The organism is Nocardia mexicana NBRC 108244 (genome assembly GCF_001613165.1).
In the GTDB taxonomy this organism is placed as follows: domain Bacteria; phylum Actinomycetota; class Actinomycetes; order Mycobacteriales; family Mycobacteriaceae; genus Nocardia; species Nocardia mexicana.
This window is the reverse complement of record NZ_BDBV01000090.1, coordinates 1-16,900: the sequence shown is the minus strand read 5'-3', so window position 1 is coordinate 16,900 and position 16,900 is coordinate 1. Positions and strand designations below refer to the sequence as shown.

At 68.9% G+C, this 16,900-nt stretch carries 17 protein-coding genes; 9 read left to right on the top strand and 8 right to left on the bottom strand.

Features of this window, described 5'->3' with window-relative positions; translation table 11 throughout:
• On the bottom strand, positions 1-1,278 hold a 1,278-nt coding region (locus NM1_RS32170; RefSeq protein WP_255286241.1), incomplete at its 3' end, for a DEAD/DEAH box helicase.
• A 262-nt stretch (positions 1,279-1,540) separates the two neighbouring features.
• Here NM1_RS32170 and NM1_RS32165 point away from each other — a divergent pair.
• A complete protein-coding gene (locus NM1_RS32165; RefSeq protein ID WP_068028697.1) occupies positions 1,541-2,614 on the top strand; it encodes a YihY/virulence factor BrkB family protein in 1,074 nt (357 codons plus the stop codon).
• Positions 2,615-2,629: 15 nt separating this feature from the next.
• On the opposite strand, the gene NM1_RS32160 is transcribed toward NM1_RS32165, so the two are convergent.
• The 5 genes from NM1_RS32160 to NM1_RS32140 all read right to left on the bottom strand — a co-directional run bounded on the left by NM1_RS32160 (position 2,630) and on the right by NM1_RS32140 (position 7,494).
• The gene (locus NM1_RS32160; RefSeq protein ID WP_068028694.1) at positions 2,630-3,145 is read right to left on the bottom strand and encodes a GNAT family N-acetyltransferase; all 516 of its coding nucleotides are present in this window, start codon (positions 3,143-3,145) and stop codon (positions 2,630-2,632) included.
• A 25-nt stretch (positions 3,146-3,170) separates the two neighbouring features.
• Positions 3,171-4,529 (bottom strand): hypothetical protein, encoded by a 1,359-nt coding sequence (locus NM1_RS32155; RefSeq protein WP_068028691.1) that lies wholly within the window; start codon positions 4,527-4,529, stop codon positions 3,171-3,173.
• A gap of 96 nt (positions 4,530-4,625) precedes the next feature.
• Positions 4,626-5,126: a winged helix-turn-helix transcriptional regulator gene (locus tag NM1_RS32150; RefSeq protein WP_068028688.1), complete on the bottom strand. Its 501-nt coding sequence runs from the start codon at positions 5,124-5,126 to the stop codon at positions 4,626-4,628.
• Between the two features lie 91 nt (positions 5,127-5,217).
• Positions 5,218-6,693, bottom strand: coding sequence for a glyceraldehyde-3-phosphate dehydrogenase (locus NM1_RS32145; protein WP_068028709.1), 1,476 nt, complete (start codon positions 6,691-6,693; stop codon positions 5,218-5,220).
• A 99-nt stretch (positions 6,694-6,792) separates the two neighbouring features.
• Positions 6,793-7,494, bottom strand: a complete 702-nt coding sequence (locus NM1_RS32140; RefSeq protein ID WP_068028706.1) for a YoaK family protein — start codon at positions 7,492-7,494, stop codon at positions 6,793-6,795.
• Between the two features lie 183 nt (positions 7,495-7,677).
• Here NM1_RS32140 and NM1_RS32135 point away from each other — a divergent pair, with 183 nt between their 5' ends.
• The 3 genes from NM1_RS32135 (at position 7,678) to NM1_RS32125 (ending at position 10,066) form a co-directional block, all read left to right on the top strand.
• Positions 7,678-8,154 (top strand): hypothetical protein, encoded by a 477-nt coding sequence (locus NM1_RS32135; protein ID WP_114699803.1) that lies wholly within the window; start codon positions 7,678-7,680, stop codon positions 8,152-8,154.
• A 74-nt stretch (positions 8,155-8,228) separates the two neighbouring features.
• Positions 8,229-9,227: a BtrH N-terminal domain-containing protein gene (locus NM1_RS32130; protein WP_246011631.1), complete on the top strand. Its 999-nt coding sequence runs from the start codon at positions 8,229-8,231 to the stop codon at positions 9,225-9,227.
• 503 nt (positions 9,228-9,730) lie between these two features.
• A complete protein-coding gene (locus NM1_RS32125) occupies positions 9,731-10,066 on the top strand; it encodes a hypothetical protein (RefSeq protein ID WP_068028681.1) in 336 nt (111 codons plus the stop codon).
• Here the strand turns inward: NM1_RS32125 and NM1_RS32120 are convergent.
• Positions 10,043-10,726, bottom strand: coding sequence for a DUF3159 domain-containing protein (locus NM1_RS32120; protein WP_068028678.1), 684 nt, complete (start codon positions 10,724-10,726; stop codon positions 10,043-10,045). The two genes, NM1_RS32125 and NM1_RS32120, sit on opposite strands and share 24 nt — an antisense overlap.
• A gap of 110 nt (positions 10,727-10,836) precedes the next feature.
• Complete coding sequence (locus tag NM1_RS32115; RefSeq protein WP_169814356.1) at positions 10,837-11,727, bottom strand: alpha/beta fold hydrolase; 891 nt, start codon at positions 11,725-11,727, stop codon at positions 10,837-10,839.
• Positions 11,728-11,818: 91 nt separating this feature from the next.
• On the opposite strand from NM1_RS32115, the gene NM1_RS32110 reads away from it, so the two are divergent.
• From NM1_RS32110 to NM1_RS32090, 5 genes are all read left to right on the top strand, one after another.
• Positions 11,819-12,478 carry a winged helix-turn-helix transcriptional regulator gene (locus NM1_RS32110; RefSeq protein ID WP_068028674.1) on the top strand — a complete coding sequence of 220 codons (660 nt, stop codon included), beginning with the start codon at positions 11,819-11,821 and terminating at the stop codon, positions 12,476-12,478.
• A 142-nt stretch (positions 12,479-12,620) separates the two neighbouring features.
• A complete protein-coding gene (locus NM1_RS32105; protein ID WP_068028671.1) occupies positions 12,621-15,272 on the top strand; it encodes a WXG100-like domain-containing protein in 2,652 nt (883 codons plus the stop codon).
• A gap of 41 nt (positions 15,273-15,313) precedes the next feature.
• Positions 15,314-15,655 (top strand): hypothetical protein, encoded by a 342-nt coding sequence (locus NM1_RS32100; RefSeq protein WP_068028668.1) that lies wholly within the window; start codon positions 15,314-15,316, stop codon positions 15,653-15,655.
• A 78-nt stretch (positions 15,656-15,733) separates the two neighbouring features.
• On the top strand, positions 15,734-16,420 hold the full coding sequence (locus NM1_RS32095; RefSeq protein ID WP_211339534.1) for a HEAT repeat domain-containing protein: 687 nt from the start codon (positions 15,734-15,736) through the stop codon (positions 16,418-16,420).
• Positions 16,414-16,900: MerR family transcriptional regulator (locus NM1_RS32090; protein WP_157124047.1), on the top strand; the 487-nt coding region annotated here is incomplete at its 3' end. The genes NM1_RS32095 and NM1_RS32090, both read left to right, overlap by 7 nt.

Genomic DNA, 16,900 nt, shown 5'->3' with positions numbered 1-16,900 from the left:
GCGCTCCTCGTCGCCCGGTTCGTCCTCCTGCTTGTTGGCCTCGATCAGCAGCTCGTCGTCGAGGCCGTTCTTCTCCCGGTGCGGCTTGCCGATCACGTGGTCGCGCTGGATCTCCAGCTGCGCGGCCAGGTCCAGCAGCACCGGCACCGACGGCAGGAAGACGCTGGCCGTCTCCCCGGGGCGGCGGGCACGCACGAACCGGCCGATCGCCTGGGCGAAATACAGCGGCGTCGAGGCGCTGGTGGCGTACACGCCGACCGCCAGGCGCGGCACGTCCACGCCCTCGGACACCATGCGCACCGCCACCATCCACGGCTCGGTGCCCGCCGCGAATTCGCCGATCCGCTCCGAGGAGCCCGGATCGTCGGACAGCACCACCGTCGGGCGCGAACCCGAAATGTGTTCCAGCAGTTCGGCGTAGTCGCGGGCGCGTTCCTGATCGGTGGCGATCACCAGGCCGCCCGCGTCCGGCATACCGGTCGCGCGCAGCTGGCGCAGGCGGGTGTCGGCGGCGCCGAGCACCTTCGACATCCAGTCGCCCGCCGGATCCAGGGCGGTGCGCCAGGCCCGCGCCGTCTGCTCCACGCTCAGCGGCTCGCCCAGGCGGGCGGAGTACTCCTCGCCCGCGCTGTCGCGCCAGTGCGCGTCGCCGGAGTAGGCGAGGAACACCACCGGCCGCACGACACCGTCGGCCAGCGCCTCGGAGTAGCCGTAGGCGTAGTCGGCGTGCGACCGCGGGAACCCGGATTCGTCGGGCTCGTAGGTGACGAACGGGATCTGCGAATCGTCGCTACGGAACGGGGTGCCCGTCAGCGCCAGGCGGCGGGTGGCGTCGTCGAACGCCTCGGCGGTCGCGTCGCCCCAGCTCTTCGCGTCGCCCGCATGGTGGATCTCGTCGAGAATCACCAGGGTGCGGCGGTTCTCGGTGCGGACGCGATGCTTGAACGGATGCGAGGCGACCTGCGCGTAGGTGACCACCACCCCGTGATAGTCGCCGGACGTGCCGCCGGTGGAGTTGGAGAAATTGGAGTCCAGCGCGATGCCGACCCGCGACGCCGCGGCGGACCACTGATGCTTCAGGTGCTCGGTGGGCGCAACCACCGTCACCTGATCCACCGTGCGGTCGGCGAGCAGCTCGGAAGCCAGCCGCAGGGCGAACGTGGTCTTACCGGCGCCCGGCGTCGCGACCGCGAGAAAGTCGCGTGGCTTCGTCGTCAGATACTTGGTGAGAGCCCTGCGCTGCCACGCACGTAACGAACCACCACCACCCGAAGTCACTCGACAGAGATTAGCGACCCGCACCGACACGAAGCGAATCCGACGCGGGGTTTCGGCGTGGCTGTCGCGTAACGGTGCGGTTGCGGCACCAGGCCGGATACGGACGCCAAAACACGCTGCCGACAGGGCATTCGCCGGATCCGCAGCTCAGCTCCCGGACCGGTCCCCCGTGTGACGTTCCCCACGACCGGGACCGTACCGCGCGACACGTTTTCCGGCCGTTCGCCTATTCGGCGCGACTGTAGGTGATGCTGTAGGCAGGATGAACGCACACGAACCACCTCCGGCCGCCAGCGCCGCTCCCGGTCCGGGTGCGGGCGTGCGGGCGCGCGTCACGCACGGGGCGCGGCGGATCTGGCAGCTGGTCGCCCGCGTCTCGGTGAAGGCGTGGGACGACTCGATCTTCGCCAAATCGGCCGCCGCCGCGTTCTGGCAGACGCTGTCGCTGGCGCCGCTGCTGCTGGGTCTGCTCGGCAGCCTGGGCTATGTGGGCGGCTGGTTCGGGCCCGACACCGTGGAGATCGTCGAGGGCAAGATCATCAGCTTCAGCCGGAACCTGTTCAGCCCGACGGTGGTCGACGACCTGATCGCCCCGACCGTCGGCGATGTGCTCGGTCGCGGGCGCGGTGCGGTGGTGTCGGTGGGATTCGTGCTGTCGCTGTGGGCCGGGTCGTCGGCGATGGCGACCTTCGTCGACGCCATCGTGGCCGCACACAACCAGCAGGACGCCCGGCACCCGGTCTGGCAGCGCATCTTCGCGCTGCTGCTGTACGTGCTGTTCCTGGTGGTGTCGGTGTTCGTGCTGCCGCTGGTCGCGCTGGGCCCCGTGCTGATCGGCCGGGCGCTGCCCGACAGCTGGCGCGAACCCGGGCTGCGCCTGCTCGACGGCTTCTACTACCCGGGCACCGGACTGCTGCTCATCATCGGGCTGACCACGCTGTACAAGCTGGCGCTGCACCGGTCGCTGCCGTGGCACCGGCTGTTCGGCGGCGCGCTGGTGGCGGGCGTGTTCTTCATGGCCGCCAGCGACGGGCTGCGGCGCTACCTGACCTGGGTGACCCGGACCGGGATCAGCTACGGCGCGCTCGCCACCCCGATCGCCTTCCTGCTGTTCACGTTCTTCCTCGGCTTCGCGGTGATCCTGGGGGCGGAGTTCAACGCCACCGTGCAGGAGTTCTGGCCCGCCCGCACCACCCGGATCGAACACATGCGGCGCTGGCTCACCCGGCAGATGCGGGGCGAGACAGCACCCCGGCAGCGACGCGAGACGGCACCGCCCGAGTCACCGGAATCGGCGCAGTCGGACGAATCCCGTTCCCTGCGCATCACGTCGTAGCGCCGCGCGGCCGCATCAGGACTGATCCACCGGTTTCGTTTCGACCCGGTACGGTCGCAGCCCCCGCTTGCGGTAGTTGCCGAGGGCATTGGGGTGGTCCAGCGAGCAGGTGTGCAGCCAGACCCGCCGAACCTCCTGTGCGCCAACGGGTTCGGTCGCCCACGCCTGCCGCAGGGCGAGGGTGAGGGCGTAGGCGCCGAATCCCTTTCCGACGTATGCGGGCAGCAGGCCGAAGGCGGTGACTTCCACGTCCCCGGCCGGTTGCGGCTCCAGATAGGCGACGCCGGCCGGTTCGTTCTCGACGGTGATCAGCCAGTACTGCTCGTCCGGATGCTCGGCCAGATAGGCCGACCACCGCTCCGCGCTCCGCCGCGCCGCGCCCCACCCGTACGGCTCCCCCACCCCCGCCTGCACGCTCCGCACCAGCGGCGATTCGCGGTCGACCCGGCGCAGCCCGACGCCCGCCACCACGGGAGCCGCCACCAGTGCCCCGGGCCGCGTAAGTTCAAGGTAGGTAACGACTTTCTCCATCCCGAGAGGTTACCGGCCCGGACACTCAGCCGAGCCAGGTCACCAGGCGGTGCCACGTATTGGACCAACTGCGGACACCCTTGCGCGGCGGAAGGTCCAGCCGCCACACGCCGTTCTCCCACAGACGTTCCGCGGCAACCGATTCGGCATTCGGCGATTTCTCACCGAGCTCGGGACTGGCTGTCCCCACCACCAGTAGATGGTCGTCCTGCTCGACCAGTCCGTCCATCTGCTGCCATTCGGGCACCCCGGCCAGCGAGCGCTCCTGCACTCGCCGCCACGACCGCCCGTTGTCCGACGCCCAGATCGCGCCGTCATTGCTGCGCGGATCGGCCGAGTCGTCGGAGCCGACGGCGATCCACATGCCACGGACATAAGCGACCTCACCGACGTTCTGGCGGCCGTGAACACCGGCGAACCCGACGGCCTTCCGCCATTGCAAACCGTCTCCGGACATCCAGATCGCGCCGTCGCGTCGATAGCGGTTGGCGTCATCGCTGTGTTGCGGCCGGAAATCCGGGTCCGACGATCGGTCGGATCCCGCGATGACCCAATCACCGTTGACGTACCTCACCGAACTCGCATCCACCGCCCGCGACAACCCGAGTATCGAATGCGACCACTCTCCGCCTGCGACACGCCGCCACACGACGGAATTCCCGCCGGCTCCACCGAGCAGGATCTCCGTATCGTCGTGCCGCGAATATCCGCTGAACCAGTCCGCGGCGGGCAATTTCACGCCTTCGGCCCGCTGAATCGCCCGGCTGTTCCGCGGCAACTTCCACGTCTGCCCGTGCAGCTTGCCATCGGGGACGGTGTCGAATCCGAATATCAGGAAGCCATCGGATGTCGCGATCACGTCGCCCATCTGCCGCCTCGCGGATCCCCCGGTGACAGCCACGCCACCGAGCAGGGGAATGTCGTGCGGCAGGCGCGACCAACTCCAGCCGTCGGCCGATTCCCACAGTGCCGCATCCTGATAGCGGCCGCCACCGTTCGCACGCGGCGCCGCGGAACCGACGGCGAGGAAACGACGGCCGTCGTATGCGACGGCGAACATCTGCACGCGCCCGCTCTCGTCGGTGAGAGATTGATTCCGGTAGTGCTGGATGCCGATATTCCGGGGTTGCATAAAGTAGACGATCGCGAATGTCAGTGTGCACGTGACGACCAGGAATGCGGCGCCCGCGGCGAGCGGTGCATCTCCCGGCGCGCTGACCAACCGCCGTCCCCGCAGCACATTCACGACCTGCGGGAAGACCATCGTGGCCCCGACGGACGCTACGACGCCGATCGCGATACCGCCGGCGGTCGGGCCCAGCAGCAACCAGCAGGCACCGACCGCGACGGCCGTGACACCGCCCAGCAGGATTACTCGATTCACCGCGTTCCCCCGGTTTCGAACCTGGATTTCCAGCAGGTCGACCGTGTAATCGAGCCGCGGTCCGCGCCGTTACCGGCGGTCGCGCGTGTCGCCGAATTATCGCGACGGGTCCGACCGGCCGATCGCCCGCTCGTAGGCCTCCTGCAGTTGGGCGCTCGCCGTCGGGGCGTCGGGATTCGGCAGCGGGATGCCGAGGTGGGCCGCGCGCAGTTCGTCCATGAAGCGTTCCACCAGGTCTGGGCCACCGTCGCGCAGGAGTTCGGCGCGGACCCGCAGCTCCCGGGTGCCGTCGCGGTGGTCCAGGCCCCAATTGCCCAGCGCCACCATCACCGGGAGCGTCGCGATGCCCGCCTCGGTGAGCGAATACTCCGCCCTCCGGCCGCGACCGGCCTCGACCCTGGTGAGCAGGCCGGCGGCCACGAGCCGCTGCAGCCGATTGCTGAGGATGTTGGACGCGATCCCTTCCTCCGAACCCTTGAGCAGCTCGCGGAAGTAGCGCCGATCACCGAACATCACATCGCGCAGCACCAGCATCGACCACGCATCGCCCAGCACCTCCACGGCGGCGTTGATCGGACATCCGGACCGGGGCTCCATCCCACCTCCTCGAAAGTAGTTGCACTCTACTACCACTTATCGCGGGAAGTGGTTTCGATTGCAGAATGCAACTACCGCGAGGACCCGAGAACTACCGCGCGCCGACGGGAACGGCACCGGCGAGATCCTCGGTTCCCAGGCGCGGGTACGTCGGATACTCGCTGCCCGAGATGTACTGCACCGTCCGCACGACCTGGCACGAATAGCCGAATTCGTTGTCGTACCAGAGGTAGAGGATCGCGGTGTCGTCGTCGACGATGGTGGCGTTGGCGTCGACGATCGATGCCGCGCGGGATCCGATGAAGTCGCTCGAGACCACATCGGTGGCCGCGGTGTAGTCGAGGTTGCGGCTCAGCGGCCCGGCCAGCGATACCTGGCGCAGATACTCGAGCACCTCACGCTTCGTGGTCTCCCGCCGCAACTGCAGGTTCAGGATCGCGACCGAAACATCCGGCGTGGGAACGCGAATCGAGCTGCCGGTGATCTTGGCCTTGAAGTCCGGCATCGCCTTCGCCACCGCGGACTGCGCGCCGGTCTCGGTGAGCACGAGGTTGAACGGCGCGGAGCGGCCGCGCCGGTCGGCCTTGTGGAAGTTGTCCAGCAGGTTCTGGTCGTTGGTGAACGAATGCACCGTCTCCACGTGACCGCGGACGATGCCGAACTCGTCGTCCATCGCCTTCAGCGGCGGCACGATCGCGTTGGTCGTGCACGACGCGCACGAGACGATCCGGTCCGACAGATCCAGATCGCGGTGGTTGACGCCGTGCACGATGTTCGGGACGTCACCCTTGCCCGGCGCGGTGAGCACGACCTTCGCGATGCCGGGGCGCAGGTGCTGCGACAGCCCCTGGCGGTCGCGCCACTTACCGGTGTTGTCGATCAGGATGGCCCCGTCGATGCCGTACTCGGTGTAGTCGATCGCCGCCGGGTCGTCGCTGTAGATGAACTTGATGACGTTGCCGTTGGCGATGATCGCGCTGTTCTCGGCATCGACCTTGATCGTGCCGTTGAACTGGCCGTGTACCGAGTCCCGACGCAGCAGCGACGCGCGCTTGGCCAGATCGCCCTCGCCGCCCCTGCGCACCACCACTGCCCGCAGATTCAGCCCGTTGCCGGACCCGACCTTCTCGATGAGCAGGCGGGTGACCAGGCGGCCGATCCGGCCGAACCCGTACAGGACCACGTCCCGGGGACCCTGCGGCTCGGCCTTGTTGCCGTCGGTGACGTCGGCCAGCACCGCCGCGGTGAATTCGGCGACCGACCGCCCGCGCCCGTCGGTCCGGTAGGCGGTGACCAACCGGCCGAGGTCGATCTTGCAGGGGCCCAGGTCCAGCTCGCCGAGCACCTCGAGGAACGGCAGCGTCTGTTCGACCGACAGCTCCTCGCCCTCGATCTGCCGCGCGAAGCGGTGCGTGCGCAGGATGCTGATCACCGACTTGTTCACCAGCGACCGGCTGTGCAGCAGGATGGTCACCCCCTTCCCGCGGTACAACCTTCCAATGATCGGAATCATCGCCTCCGCCGAAGCCTCGTGAGCGTTCCAGCGGTCCAGGGGGTCGTCAGTCAACACATGTCCTAGGGGTGTCCTCGATTATGTATGACCGAGCGTAACCAGGGCCTTGCTTTCACAAGGCCCGGCTACCCCCTTGTGAGGTCCGCACCACGTTCATTCGGTGGACAAGGGACCGTAGACGGTGGCGTGCACGTGTGCGTACGCGGTCGCGACCGCGCAGACGATCGCCGCGACCACCAGCATCATGTGACCCCCGAGCCAATTCCCGATCACCCCGCCCAGCACCGCGCCCAGTACGAAGGCGAAGTAGAGCAGAAAGTATCCGAGCCAGTCCGCGGCGCTTCCGCCCCCGATATGACGGGCGATGCCCTGGCCGAGTTTCACCACCGTGCCGGTGACATAGCTGAGCGGGACCGACACCTCACCGTCCTTCACGAACGAGGTGTTCAAGGCGCCGATCCCGAAGGCCACCAGCAATACCGGCCCGAGATGGATTTCCCGATTGGTCACGCCGACCAGCCAGATATCCAGACCCGCCGCCGCGATCAGGCTGAGCGTGGTCAGAACCGTCACATCGTGCGGGTGGTTTTTCCAGAAACGCTTGCGGCACAGGGACGAAATCACCACACCGCCCAGGAACGACAGCAGCAGCAATGTCGCGGAGACGGCGGTCGGCCGGTCGCCGGAGAAATGCCCCAGGACCGCGCGCTCGGTATTGCCGGTCATGAATGTCACGAAGTAGCCGGCGCTGTGCAGGAACGCCGCCGCACCGACCAATCCCGCGGTGGCGGCCAGCACCCACGACAGCCGGGCCTCGTCATCGAACATCTGCCGATATCGATCGTCGGGCCGCATCGCCACCTTTGCTTCCTCTCCGAGAATCGCGAACAAGCAGCAACGATCAGGCTATGTCGACCCGGCGCGCCCGGCAGGCGGACACGCGAGGTGTAATGCGCACGGCCGTCCGCCGGATACACCCACAACGAATCACTTCCGAACAGAAACGTCCGGATCGTCGACATTACGGGAGGTCTGCCTATGAAAAGCATGGTTCGCACCACCAGCGGGCGGTACGCATGGTGTGCGGCGGGCGCCATTGCCGCCGCGCTGGTCCTCGGACAGCCGGGCGTCGCCGCCGCGGCCACGACGTTCCAGGTGCCTTCCACAGTTATGTCGCAATCATGGGGCACACCCCGGACCTTCACTGTTTTCGTGGCGGCCACGGTCGGCGATCAGCCCGGGACGACCACGTTCTCCGTCGCCAATCCCGGGGAATTCGGCGGCAGCAACAGCCTCGAATCCCGGGCGCGCGTGCAATGGCTCAATCTCGCGACGGGAGTCTCCGGCGTGGTGGAGGTCCCGGACCGGTTCACCGCACAGCAACCGTGCGACTGCGCACCCGCCGCGGTGACGGTCCCGACCGGATCCGGTCAGATCGCCGCGGTCGTCACCGGTGGCGGTAAATTCCCACCGGCCACCATCACCCCGGGATTCGGAACCTTCTCCGCGCCATAGCATCGGGGCCCGCGCGTTGACCCTCCCATTGCGGGAGGGTCCATGCTCGAATCGATGCGACCGAAGGGGACGATGTGAAGCTCGAGGTGGCCGAGATCGGCATTGCCGCCCGCGATATGCAGCACTGCGAGACGACGGCGCTGGGGGTGCTGCTGCGGCACGAGCGGCTCGCCCTGTCCGAGCCGATGCTCTTCGGACTCGGTTCCGGTCTGTCCTTCATCTATTGGGACAGCAAGAATATGGGCTTCCCGTTCCTCGGGGGACGGGTCAAGCCGTTCGAACTCACCCGGACCGCGGCCACGAGGCTCGGGCTGGAACTCGCTGTCCAGGAGACCACCTCCCCGCGCAGGGCCTGGAGGAACGCGGTGGCGCCCATCGATGCGGGCCGCCCCGTCGGGTTGCAACTCGATAGCTACCACCTGGACTACTTCGGATCGAAGGTGCACTTCGGCGGCCATGTCGTCGCCATGTACGGCTACGACGACCACGACGCCTACCTGGTGGACACCGACCAGCAGGGCGGAACGGTATCCACCAGCCTGACGAGCCTCGCCGAGGCCAGGGCGGCCCGCGGCCCGATGACCGCCCACCACCGATCGTTCACCCTCACCGTCCCCGAGGACCGGCCCGCACCGCGCGAGGTGATCGTTCCGGCCATCACCGCCTGCGCGGGGGCCTTCCTCGACCCGCCCATCGCCAACCTCGGCCACCGCGGTATCGGCAAGGCCGCCAAGCTGGTTCCCACCTGGTTCGGGCGCACCGACGACCCACGGCGCGACCTGCCGCAGGCCGCCCTCCTGATGGAGCGGGCCGGTACCGGCGGCGCCCTGTTCCGCAACTTCTACCGCGACTTCCTCGCCGAATGCCTGCCGCTGCTCGACAGCGTCCACCTGCGCACGGGCCACGGCCTGTACGCCGAGGCGGCCACGCTGTGGACCGAAGTCGCCGCGCTGATCGCGAAGGCGGGCGAATCCGGCAGCGCGCGGTGGCTCACGCAGGCGGGCACGGTGCTCGGCGATCTGTCGCGCATAGAGCGCGAGGCCATGCAGGCGCTGCTCCGCCTGGGCGGATGAACCCCGGGCACGACAGCGCCCGCGGGCGGGTGTCACGGCGGCGATGCAGTTGACCGGTAGGTGTCCTCCCCCGCTCCCCCGGCCGCCACCGGCGTCCCGGCAATCACCCCGGCCACCGGGCTCACACCACTCGGTCTGCCAGCAAACACTTCGGGACAGGCACCGCGCCGAAGCGCCGGGACAGGGTCGCCACCGGGCGGGCACCGTCCTAAACTCGGGTTTGCCCGAAAGATGCTGATCGCCTTGGCAACTCAGCACGCAATCATCGGCCGCACACGGCAGTGTGCGACGACGAGAAGGAGGCGTTTCACCATCACCACGCCCCGGCCTCGAGCGATACCGGCATTCCGCACACCGGCCGCCGTCGCTGTCGAACACCGATATCCGGTCAGCGACAGCGGCATTCGTACCCGGTCGCCACCGGACCCGTCACGTTGCACGCCGCGCGACCGGCAACGCGCCGGATTCGCCCACCTGCGAGCCACTCTCGAGGACGGACGCCGATGACCTTCGACGCACTCGGATATCTACGCAAAGATGTATCCCGGCAGCGTCAACAGTGGGACGAGGCCCAAATACGCGCTCTGGCACGACGTTTGGGATACAACCTGCGCAAAACCATCACCTTCGGCGAACACACCGCCGATCCGATACACCAGTTGGCGGCCACCGTGGCCGCATTGGCCGCCGACGCGGTCATCGTGCCCAGCACCGACCATTTCGACGGCAACCGGATCCCCGCCGATCTGGTCCGGGTGACGGACGTGATCACGATCGCCCCGGAACGCACCTACGCCAGGTGGCCGACCGGCGAACTACCCCATCTGGACGGAAGCTGAGGCCGCTCGCTCCCGCCGCACGCCCAGGCGCTTGGTGGTGCGCCGGAACGCCCAGGCGACGACCAGCGCGGCCAGTACGGTCAGCGGTGTCCCCATCGCGACCTTGGCCACGGCCAGCCAGGTCGTCGAATCGGCCAGGTACAGCCACTGTTTCACCGCGAAGCGGGCGCCGAACATCACGGCCGCGGCGAGGGTGGCGACATCGTGCGCACGCAGGGCGGCCCGGTCGTCGCGCCAGGCGTGCTTGCCGCCGTGCGTCAGGTTCCACAGCACGCCGGTCAGCGGGCGGCGGACCAGCACCGAGACGAGGGTGACGGCGAAGCCGGCCAGCGCCGCCCAGATCCCGAGCACGAAGAAGTCCTTCGCCGACCCGGTCCACAGGACGATGCCGACGGCCGCCGCGAGCCCCAGCAGCCCACCGACCGCCGAGGACCACCGTTCCCCTCGCCACACCCGAAACACCGTCAGCACCAGCCCGAACGCGATCGAGACCCCGATCGTCACCGGAAGCGATACCACCGCGTCCGCCGCCACGAACACCACGACCGGGAGCGTCGAATACACGAACCCCAGCGGCCCACCCACCTGTTCGAGCAGCGACGGCCGCTCCGCCGCCTCGGTGGGTCGATTCGTATCGCTGCGGTGATCCTGATCGATCATGGGAACGGCCTTCCGACGGTTGCAAACTGTGCTGCCTCCAGGAAAAGCCATGCCGCCGCGGCATACTCAAGCCGACGTCGCCGACCTCGACCCCGTCGCTCGGACGCCGCTCACCGAAGGAAGGTCAACAGCCGGTCGGTGAACAGGTCGGGTTGTTCCTCGGGCGGGAAATGTCCACAGCCCGGGATGATTTCGAGGCGCATGGCCTCGGCGTAGTCGGCGTAGCTGTGCGAGACGCCCTCGGAGAGCGGGTCCTGTGCGCCGTTGAGATGCAGGGTCGGCACGCGCAGCCGCAGCAGGCGGTAGTGGCGGAGGAAGTGCGGTACCTCGTGCACCATCACGTTCCGGTTGAACGCCCCGGTCGCCGCCAGCGCCCCCGGGGTGCCCATGCGCCGCAGGTAGACCTCCGCCTCCTCGGGAGTGAATCGCCCCTCGTACCGCCAAGCGCGCAGACTGCGCGTACGCAACCAGCGTTGCAATCGGCCCGAGCTGCCGTGCAACGCAAGAAGATAGACGTGCCACGGCCGCAGCAGGACCGGTAGCCGCAGCCCCTGAGCCGTCCAGGGATGCACGCCGGAGACCGCGACGAATCGGTCGAACCGCTCGGGCCAGTTGAGGCAGGCACGATAACCGATCACCAGACCCCAGTCCCGACCGACGAGACGGGCCCGGCCGATGTCCAGCCGATCCATCAGCTCGAGGAGGTCTCGCGCCAGCCGCTCGAAGGTGTAGCCCGCCCCGTGCCCCTGCGACCAGCCCAGGCCGCGGATATCGGGGCAGATGACGCGGTAGTGCTCAGCGAGCGGGCCGATCACATGGCGCCACTCCCACCAGTGTTGCGGCCACCCGTGCAGCAGGATCAGCGGTTCGCCCGATCCCGCCTCGGCGTAGTGGATGCGCAGACCATCGATATCGGCGAAACGATGCCGCACATCCGCGGGGATATCGGCCGAAAGTGCTTGCAGCGTAGAAATTTCCGGGGGTGTCAGCGATGTGGTCACGATGTCTCTCCTGTCATCGACCCGCCCATCCCGAGGCTACTCTATAATTTAGAAGTATCCACTCTATTTTTCAGAACTAGCAGGAGTTACGATGCCGCGTTCGTATCGCCAGTACTGCGGGTTGTCGCGCAGCCTCGACCTCATCGGTGAGCGGTGGACGATGTTGATCGTGCGGGAGCTGATGTCGGGGCCGAAGCGGTTCTCCGACCTCGCGGAGGCACTCGACGGCATCGGCGCCAGCCTGCTCGCCGCTCGGCTCAAGCAACTCACCACGGACGGATTGATCACGCGCAGAACGCTTCCCGCTCCCGCTGCCTCGCAGGTCTACGACCTGACACCGGCCGGGCACGAACTGTCGGTCGCCCTGGTACCGCTCGCGCTGTGGGGCCTGCGGCATCGCCTCGACGAACCGCGGCAGCCGGACGAACGCTACCGAGCCGAATGGACTCTCGCGTTCCTGGCGGCCCTGATCGATCGATCCGCCGTCGCGGACCTGCGGGCGAGTATCCAGTTCCGGCTGGACGATTCGCACGCCGCGCTGTCCATCGACCACGGCGTCGTCTCGGTGCGGCCGGGCGATATCGACAACCCCGACGTGGTGATCACCACCGATCTGCGCGGTCTGGCGGACCTGGCCGCCCACCGAAGTCCGGATCCCGCAGCGGTATTCGAACGGGTCACCGTCGAGGGCGACGCGGGTATCGCGCTGCGGCTGTTCGAACTGCTGGCCCGGCGTGGCGTAGGGGTTTGAGCCCTCCGGGGTCTCGGAGGTGGGGCAGCCAGCCGCGCCGGCGGCACTGCTGCCAGAGCGACGAACAATGATCGACGCGCCGTCTCGTCGAATTTCCTTGCGGGGCATCGGCAATTCACCTGCGTGCACTTACTTCGAAGGGGTGTCGCTGTATCTGCCTCCGGAGCTGCGCTGGCTGGGTTGGGTCGCGGGGACGGAATGGCCCGACGGTGACGAGGACAAGCTGTTCGCGGCCGCCAAGGCGTGGGAGGAGGCCGCGGCGGAGCTGAAGAAGCTGCCCGACGAGTTGCGGGCCGCACAGGAGGCGACCCGCTCGGCGTATCCCGCCGGGCAGGGCGCCGACGCCATGGCCGCGCTGTTCGACGAACTGATCACCGGCGACCAGTCCATCGCCACCCTCGCCGAATCCATGCGGCAGGTGTCGGACGGCACCTTCGACACCGGCACGCATATCGAGGCGGCCAAGCTCATGACCATCGTCTCGCTGGTCACGCTGGCGATCGAGATCGCCTGGGCCTGGCTGTGGCCGCCGACCGCGCCCGCGGTCGAGGCCGCCGCCGTCACCGCCACCCGGTCCTGGATCAAGCTGATCACCGACCGCCTGGCCGGGATGATCGCCCGGATCGCGGAAACGGTCATGTCGAAGGCCGCGGCCAGGGTGTTCGGGACCTACACGATGCGGGCGATCGAGGGCGCGGCGGTCGCGACCGGTCTGGATCTGCTGGTGCAGGGCATCCAGATCGCGAAGGGCCACCGCAAGCACATCGACGGCACCGAGGTCGGCATCTCGGCGGTCGCGGGCGGGCTCGGCGGTGTGGCGTCGCGGTTCACCGCCAATTACACGGGCAGGGCGTTCGACAAGTTCGGCGGGGCGGCGTGGAACAAGTTCGCGGGCAAGGAAATCGGCGATGTGCGCGGGATGCCGTTCGTCCGCGGCGTGACGGTCGGGGCGGCCGCGGGCCTGTCGAGCACCCTAGCGGGCAACTTCGTCTCCGGCGCGTGGACCGGAGACTGGGCGGGCGCCTTCGGCGGACCGCACGGCTACGTGGGCGGCGTGGTGCGCAGCGCGACCGTCGGCGGCATTCGCGGCGGTTTCACCGCGCGGCAGCTGTCGCCGTCGTCGCGGAATCCGCTGAACCCGTCGTCCTACGGCCGCACCTTCAAGGGACAGAGCAGCCTGCCGGGGCCGGTGCGAAATGCGCTGGGCGACAAGGATATGTCACCGGGCAGCGACGGCGCGGCGCGGTACACCCGCGAGACCGCCGAGGTGCAGTCGCGGCAGGCCCGGCAGGCGCGAGACCAGGCCGACTACCGGCGGGACCAGGCGGATCGAGCCCGGAACCACGCCGACGATCTGCGGCATCAGGCCGACCGGGCGCGGCAGGACGGTCAGCGCGCGCGGGATGCCGCTGACCCGCAGCGGATCACGGATTCGCAGCGTCACCAGGACGGCGCCGAACGGCGGGCGCACGAGGCGAACGTGGTCGCGGAGCGGAAGGAACAGCAAGCGGCGCAGGCGGATACGCGCGCACAGGCGCAGCAGGAACGCGCCGACCGGGCCCAGCGGGTAGCCGACGAGCAGGCGCAGCACATCCAGGACCGCCCGCAACAATCGGCCGCCGACGCCCAGAACACCGCGAACCACCGGCAGCACGAGGCGAACGACGCACGGACACAGGCCGCTCGGGACACCGAGACAGCCGCCCAGGCGCGAACAGCGGCGAACGACCGGCAGCAGGACTGGCGCGAGCTCGACGACCGCGCCGCCGCACGGGAACGCGACGCCGCCGAGGCCCGGGTGCGTGCGGACGGAATGGACAGGGAGGTCACAGATCTCGACCGTCGCACCCGGGACCTGGAGGCCGACGATCCCCGGCGCACCTGGATGGGATACCAGCGGCACGAGGCCGAGCAGCAGGCCGCCGGAGCGCGTCAGCACGCCCGGGAGCTGGAGGCGAACGCGGGAACCGCCCGCCAGCACGCGCAAACCGCCAGGGAGACGGCCGATACCGCCGACCGGAACGCCGGCACCCTGGAACGACGGGCGGCGCAATCGAATGAGCACGCCGACTCCCTGGAACGCAACGCGCGCGAGGCCCAGGCCACCGCCGACCGCAGGCACGAACAGGTGCAGCAGCTGCGTCAGCAGTTCGAGCAGCGGCAGACCGAAGAGCAGCGGGCGCAGGCGGCGATCGAAAGACGAGCCGCCGCAGCGGAATACGAACGTCGTGCCGATGTCGCGGAGCAGCGGGCCCGGGTCGCGGAACGGGCGTATCGCGACGCCCCGCCCGGCACCCCCGAACAGCAGCGGGCCCGCGCCCACGCCGAGGAGCTGCGCGGGACGGCCGACCGTGAACGAGCCACCGCCGATCGGCTCGCCGCGGAGCAGCGCGCCGAGCAGCAGGCGCGCGTCGATGCGGTCGAGGAGCCGAAGCGCGCGCAGGAGTTGCGAGCGCAGGCCGATCGGATGGACCGTGAGGCCGCGGCGGCACGCGAGGCCGGTGATACCGATACGGCGCAGCGCCTGACCCGCGACGCCGACAACCTCCGCCTGGTGGCCGACCACCACGACGATCTCGGACGCCGAGCCCGGGAGCGGGTGGACGAGTACGGCCGCTCCCCCGAATCGGTCCTCGCCGACCCGACGGAACTCAAGGCCAAGGCACGCCCCAAGCAGTACTCCCATCCCATCGTGATGCCCGGGCCCTACCGGGCGCCGACCGCGCCGGATGCACAGGCCTGGCTGGAGACAGGCGACGGCAGCGCGCACAAGCCATCCGACTCCCACTCGTAAACCGCATCCGGCCGGTCCGGACGCAGAAAGGTCGAAAAGTCATGGCGGACAACCTGGAAGTCGACCCGGAGAAGCTGCGGGATTCGGCACGGCTCACGGAGGAGGCCGCGAACCGCATGAAGGCGGTGGTCGGGACATTGCGTGCCACGCTGGCGAGTCTGGAGTCCGACAGCGCGAATCAACCGTGGGGCAACGACAAACAGGGCAAGAAGTTCGCCGACGGCGACAAGGGTTACAAGAAGGCCCGCACGAACCTGCTCGACGGCGGCGACGGCGCGACCAAGGCCCTGTTCGACTTCGCCGACGGCCAGCGGGACGCGGCAACCCTCCTGCGCAACCAGGAGTGGTCGAACACCGACACCTTCGGCAGGCGCAACGCCTGACCACCCGCGGGCTACAGTCGGAATCGCCGCGTGGTCTTGACCTTGTCACTGTGACAAGGCGTTCACTGGCTGTCGGAGGTGGTTCCGATCAACACGACACACAGCAGTTCATACGATGCGCGGGTGCTCCGCGCGCTGGCGGCCGGTGACTCGTCGATACGACTGAAGGCGGCGCTGGCGGCCGGCACACGTCCCGAGCTCGGATTCGTCGACGCGCTCATCGAGCGGTGCGCGATCGAGCCGGACTTCTTCGTGCGCGACATGCTCACCTGGGCGCTGACCCGGCACCCCTCGGGGGTCACGGTGCCGAAACTGTGCGCCGAACTCCGGTCCGAACACGCGCAGGCCCGCAGCCAGGCGTTGCACACGCTATCCAAGATCGGGGACGGCAGCGTGTACCCGGCGATCACGCGGTCGCTGCTGCGCGATTCCGATGACGAGGTCGCGCGCAGTGCGTGGCGCGCCGCCGTGGTCCTCGCGCCCGATGCCGAGAAGGCGGCACTGGCGGTGGAGCTGGCCACCCAATTCGGCCGCGGCGACCGCGAGGTACAACTGAGCCTGAGCAGCGCCCTCGTCGCACTCGGCGAGGTGGTCGAGCCGATCCTGCGAACGGCGACGGCCAGCCACGATCCGGCGGTGCGGGCGCACGCCCACGCCACGGAGCGGCTCCTGCACGACCCGGACGCCGCGTTCGGTCTCGCCGTCGATGCGGCAAGACGCACCGCCGCGCTGGGACCGGACCGGAAGGAGACACCTGCGTGCTGATCGGTGAGGTCGCGCGCCGCTCGGGGGTGAGCGCTCGCATGCTCCGGCACTACGACTCGCTCGGGCTGGTGCGACCGACGGGCCGCACCGTGGGCGGCTACCGGGAGTACTCCCCCGACGACATTCGGCGGATCTTCCACGTCGAGGGCCTGCGTTCCCTGGGACTGTCCCTGAACCAGATCGGGCGCGCCCTCGACGATCCCGGATTCGCCCCGTCCGCGCTGGTCGGGGACCTGATCCGGGAGACCGAACAGCGGCTGCTCCGGGACCGGGAACTGCTCGAACGGCTCCGCACCGTCGGCGCGGCCGAGCCCTCCGGCTGGCCCGACGTCCTGCGCGTCGTCGAACTTCTGCGCGGACTCGGCTCGCAGCACGCCGCGCGGCGGCAGCAGACCGCGCTGAACCCGGCCGAGGACATGCCCGCCGAACTGCTCGCCGAGGCCGTCCTCACCGAGGCCGATCCGAATGTCGCCGGGGCCC

Coding starts and splice junctions, on each gene's coding strand:
- NM1_RS32100 (WP_068028668.1), top strand. CDS start 15,314: ATGGCGGACAACCTGGAAGTCGACCCGGAGAAGCTGCGGGATTCGGCA.
- NM1_RS32135 (WP_114699803.1), top strand. CDS start 7,678: ATGAAAAGCATGGTTCGCACCACCAGCGGGCGGTACGCATGGTGTGCG.
- NM1_RS32140 (WP_068028706.1), bottom strand. CDS start 7,494: ATGCGGCCCGACGATCGATATCGGCAGATGTTCGATGACGAGGCCCGG.
- NM1_RS32150 (WP_068028688.1), bottom strand. CDS start 5,126: ATGGAGCCCCGGTCCGGATGTCCGATCAACGCCGCCGTGGAGGTGCTG.
- NM1_RS32165 (WP_068028697.1), top strand. CDS start 1,541: ATGAACGCACACGAACCACCTCCGGCCGCCAGCGCCGCTCCCGGTCCG.
- NM1_RS32110 (WP_068028674.1), top strand. CDS start 11,819: ATGCCGCGTTCGTATCGCCAGTACTGCGGGTTGTCGCGCAGCCTCGAC.
- NM1_RS32120 (WP_068028678.1), bottom strand. CDS start 10,726: ATGATCGATCAGGATCACCGCAGCGATACGAATCGACCCACCGAGGCG.
- NM1_RS32160 (WP_068028694.1), bottom strand. CDS start 3,145: ATGGAGAAAGTCGTTACCTACCTTGAACTTACGCGGCCCGGGGCACTG.
- NM1_RS32125 (WP_068028681.1), top strand. CDS start 9,731: ATGACCTTCGACGCACTCGGATATCTACGCAAAGATGTATCCCGGCAG.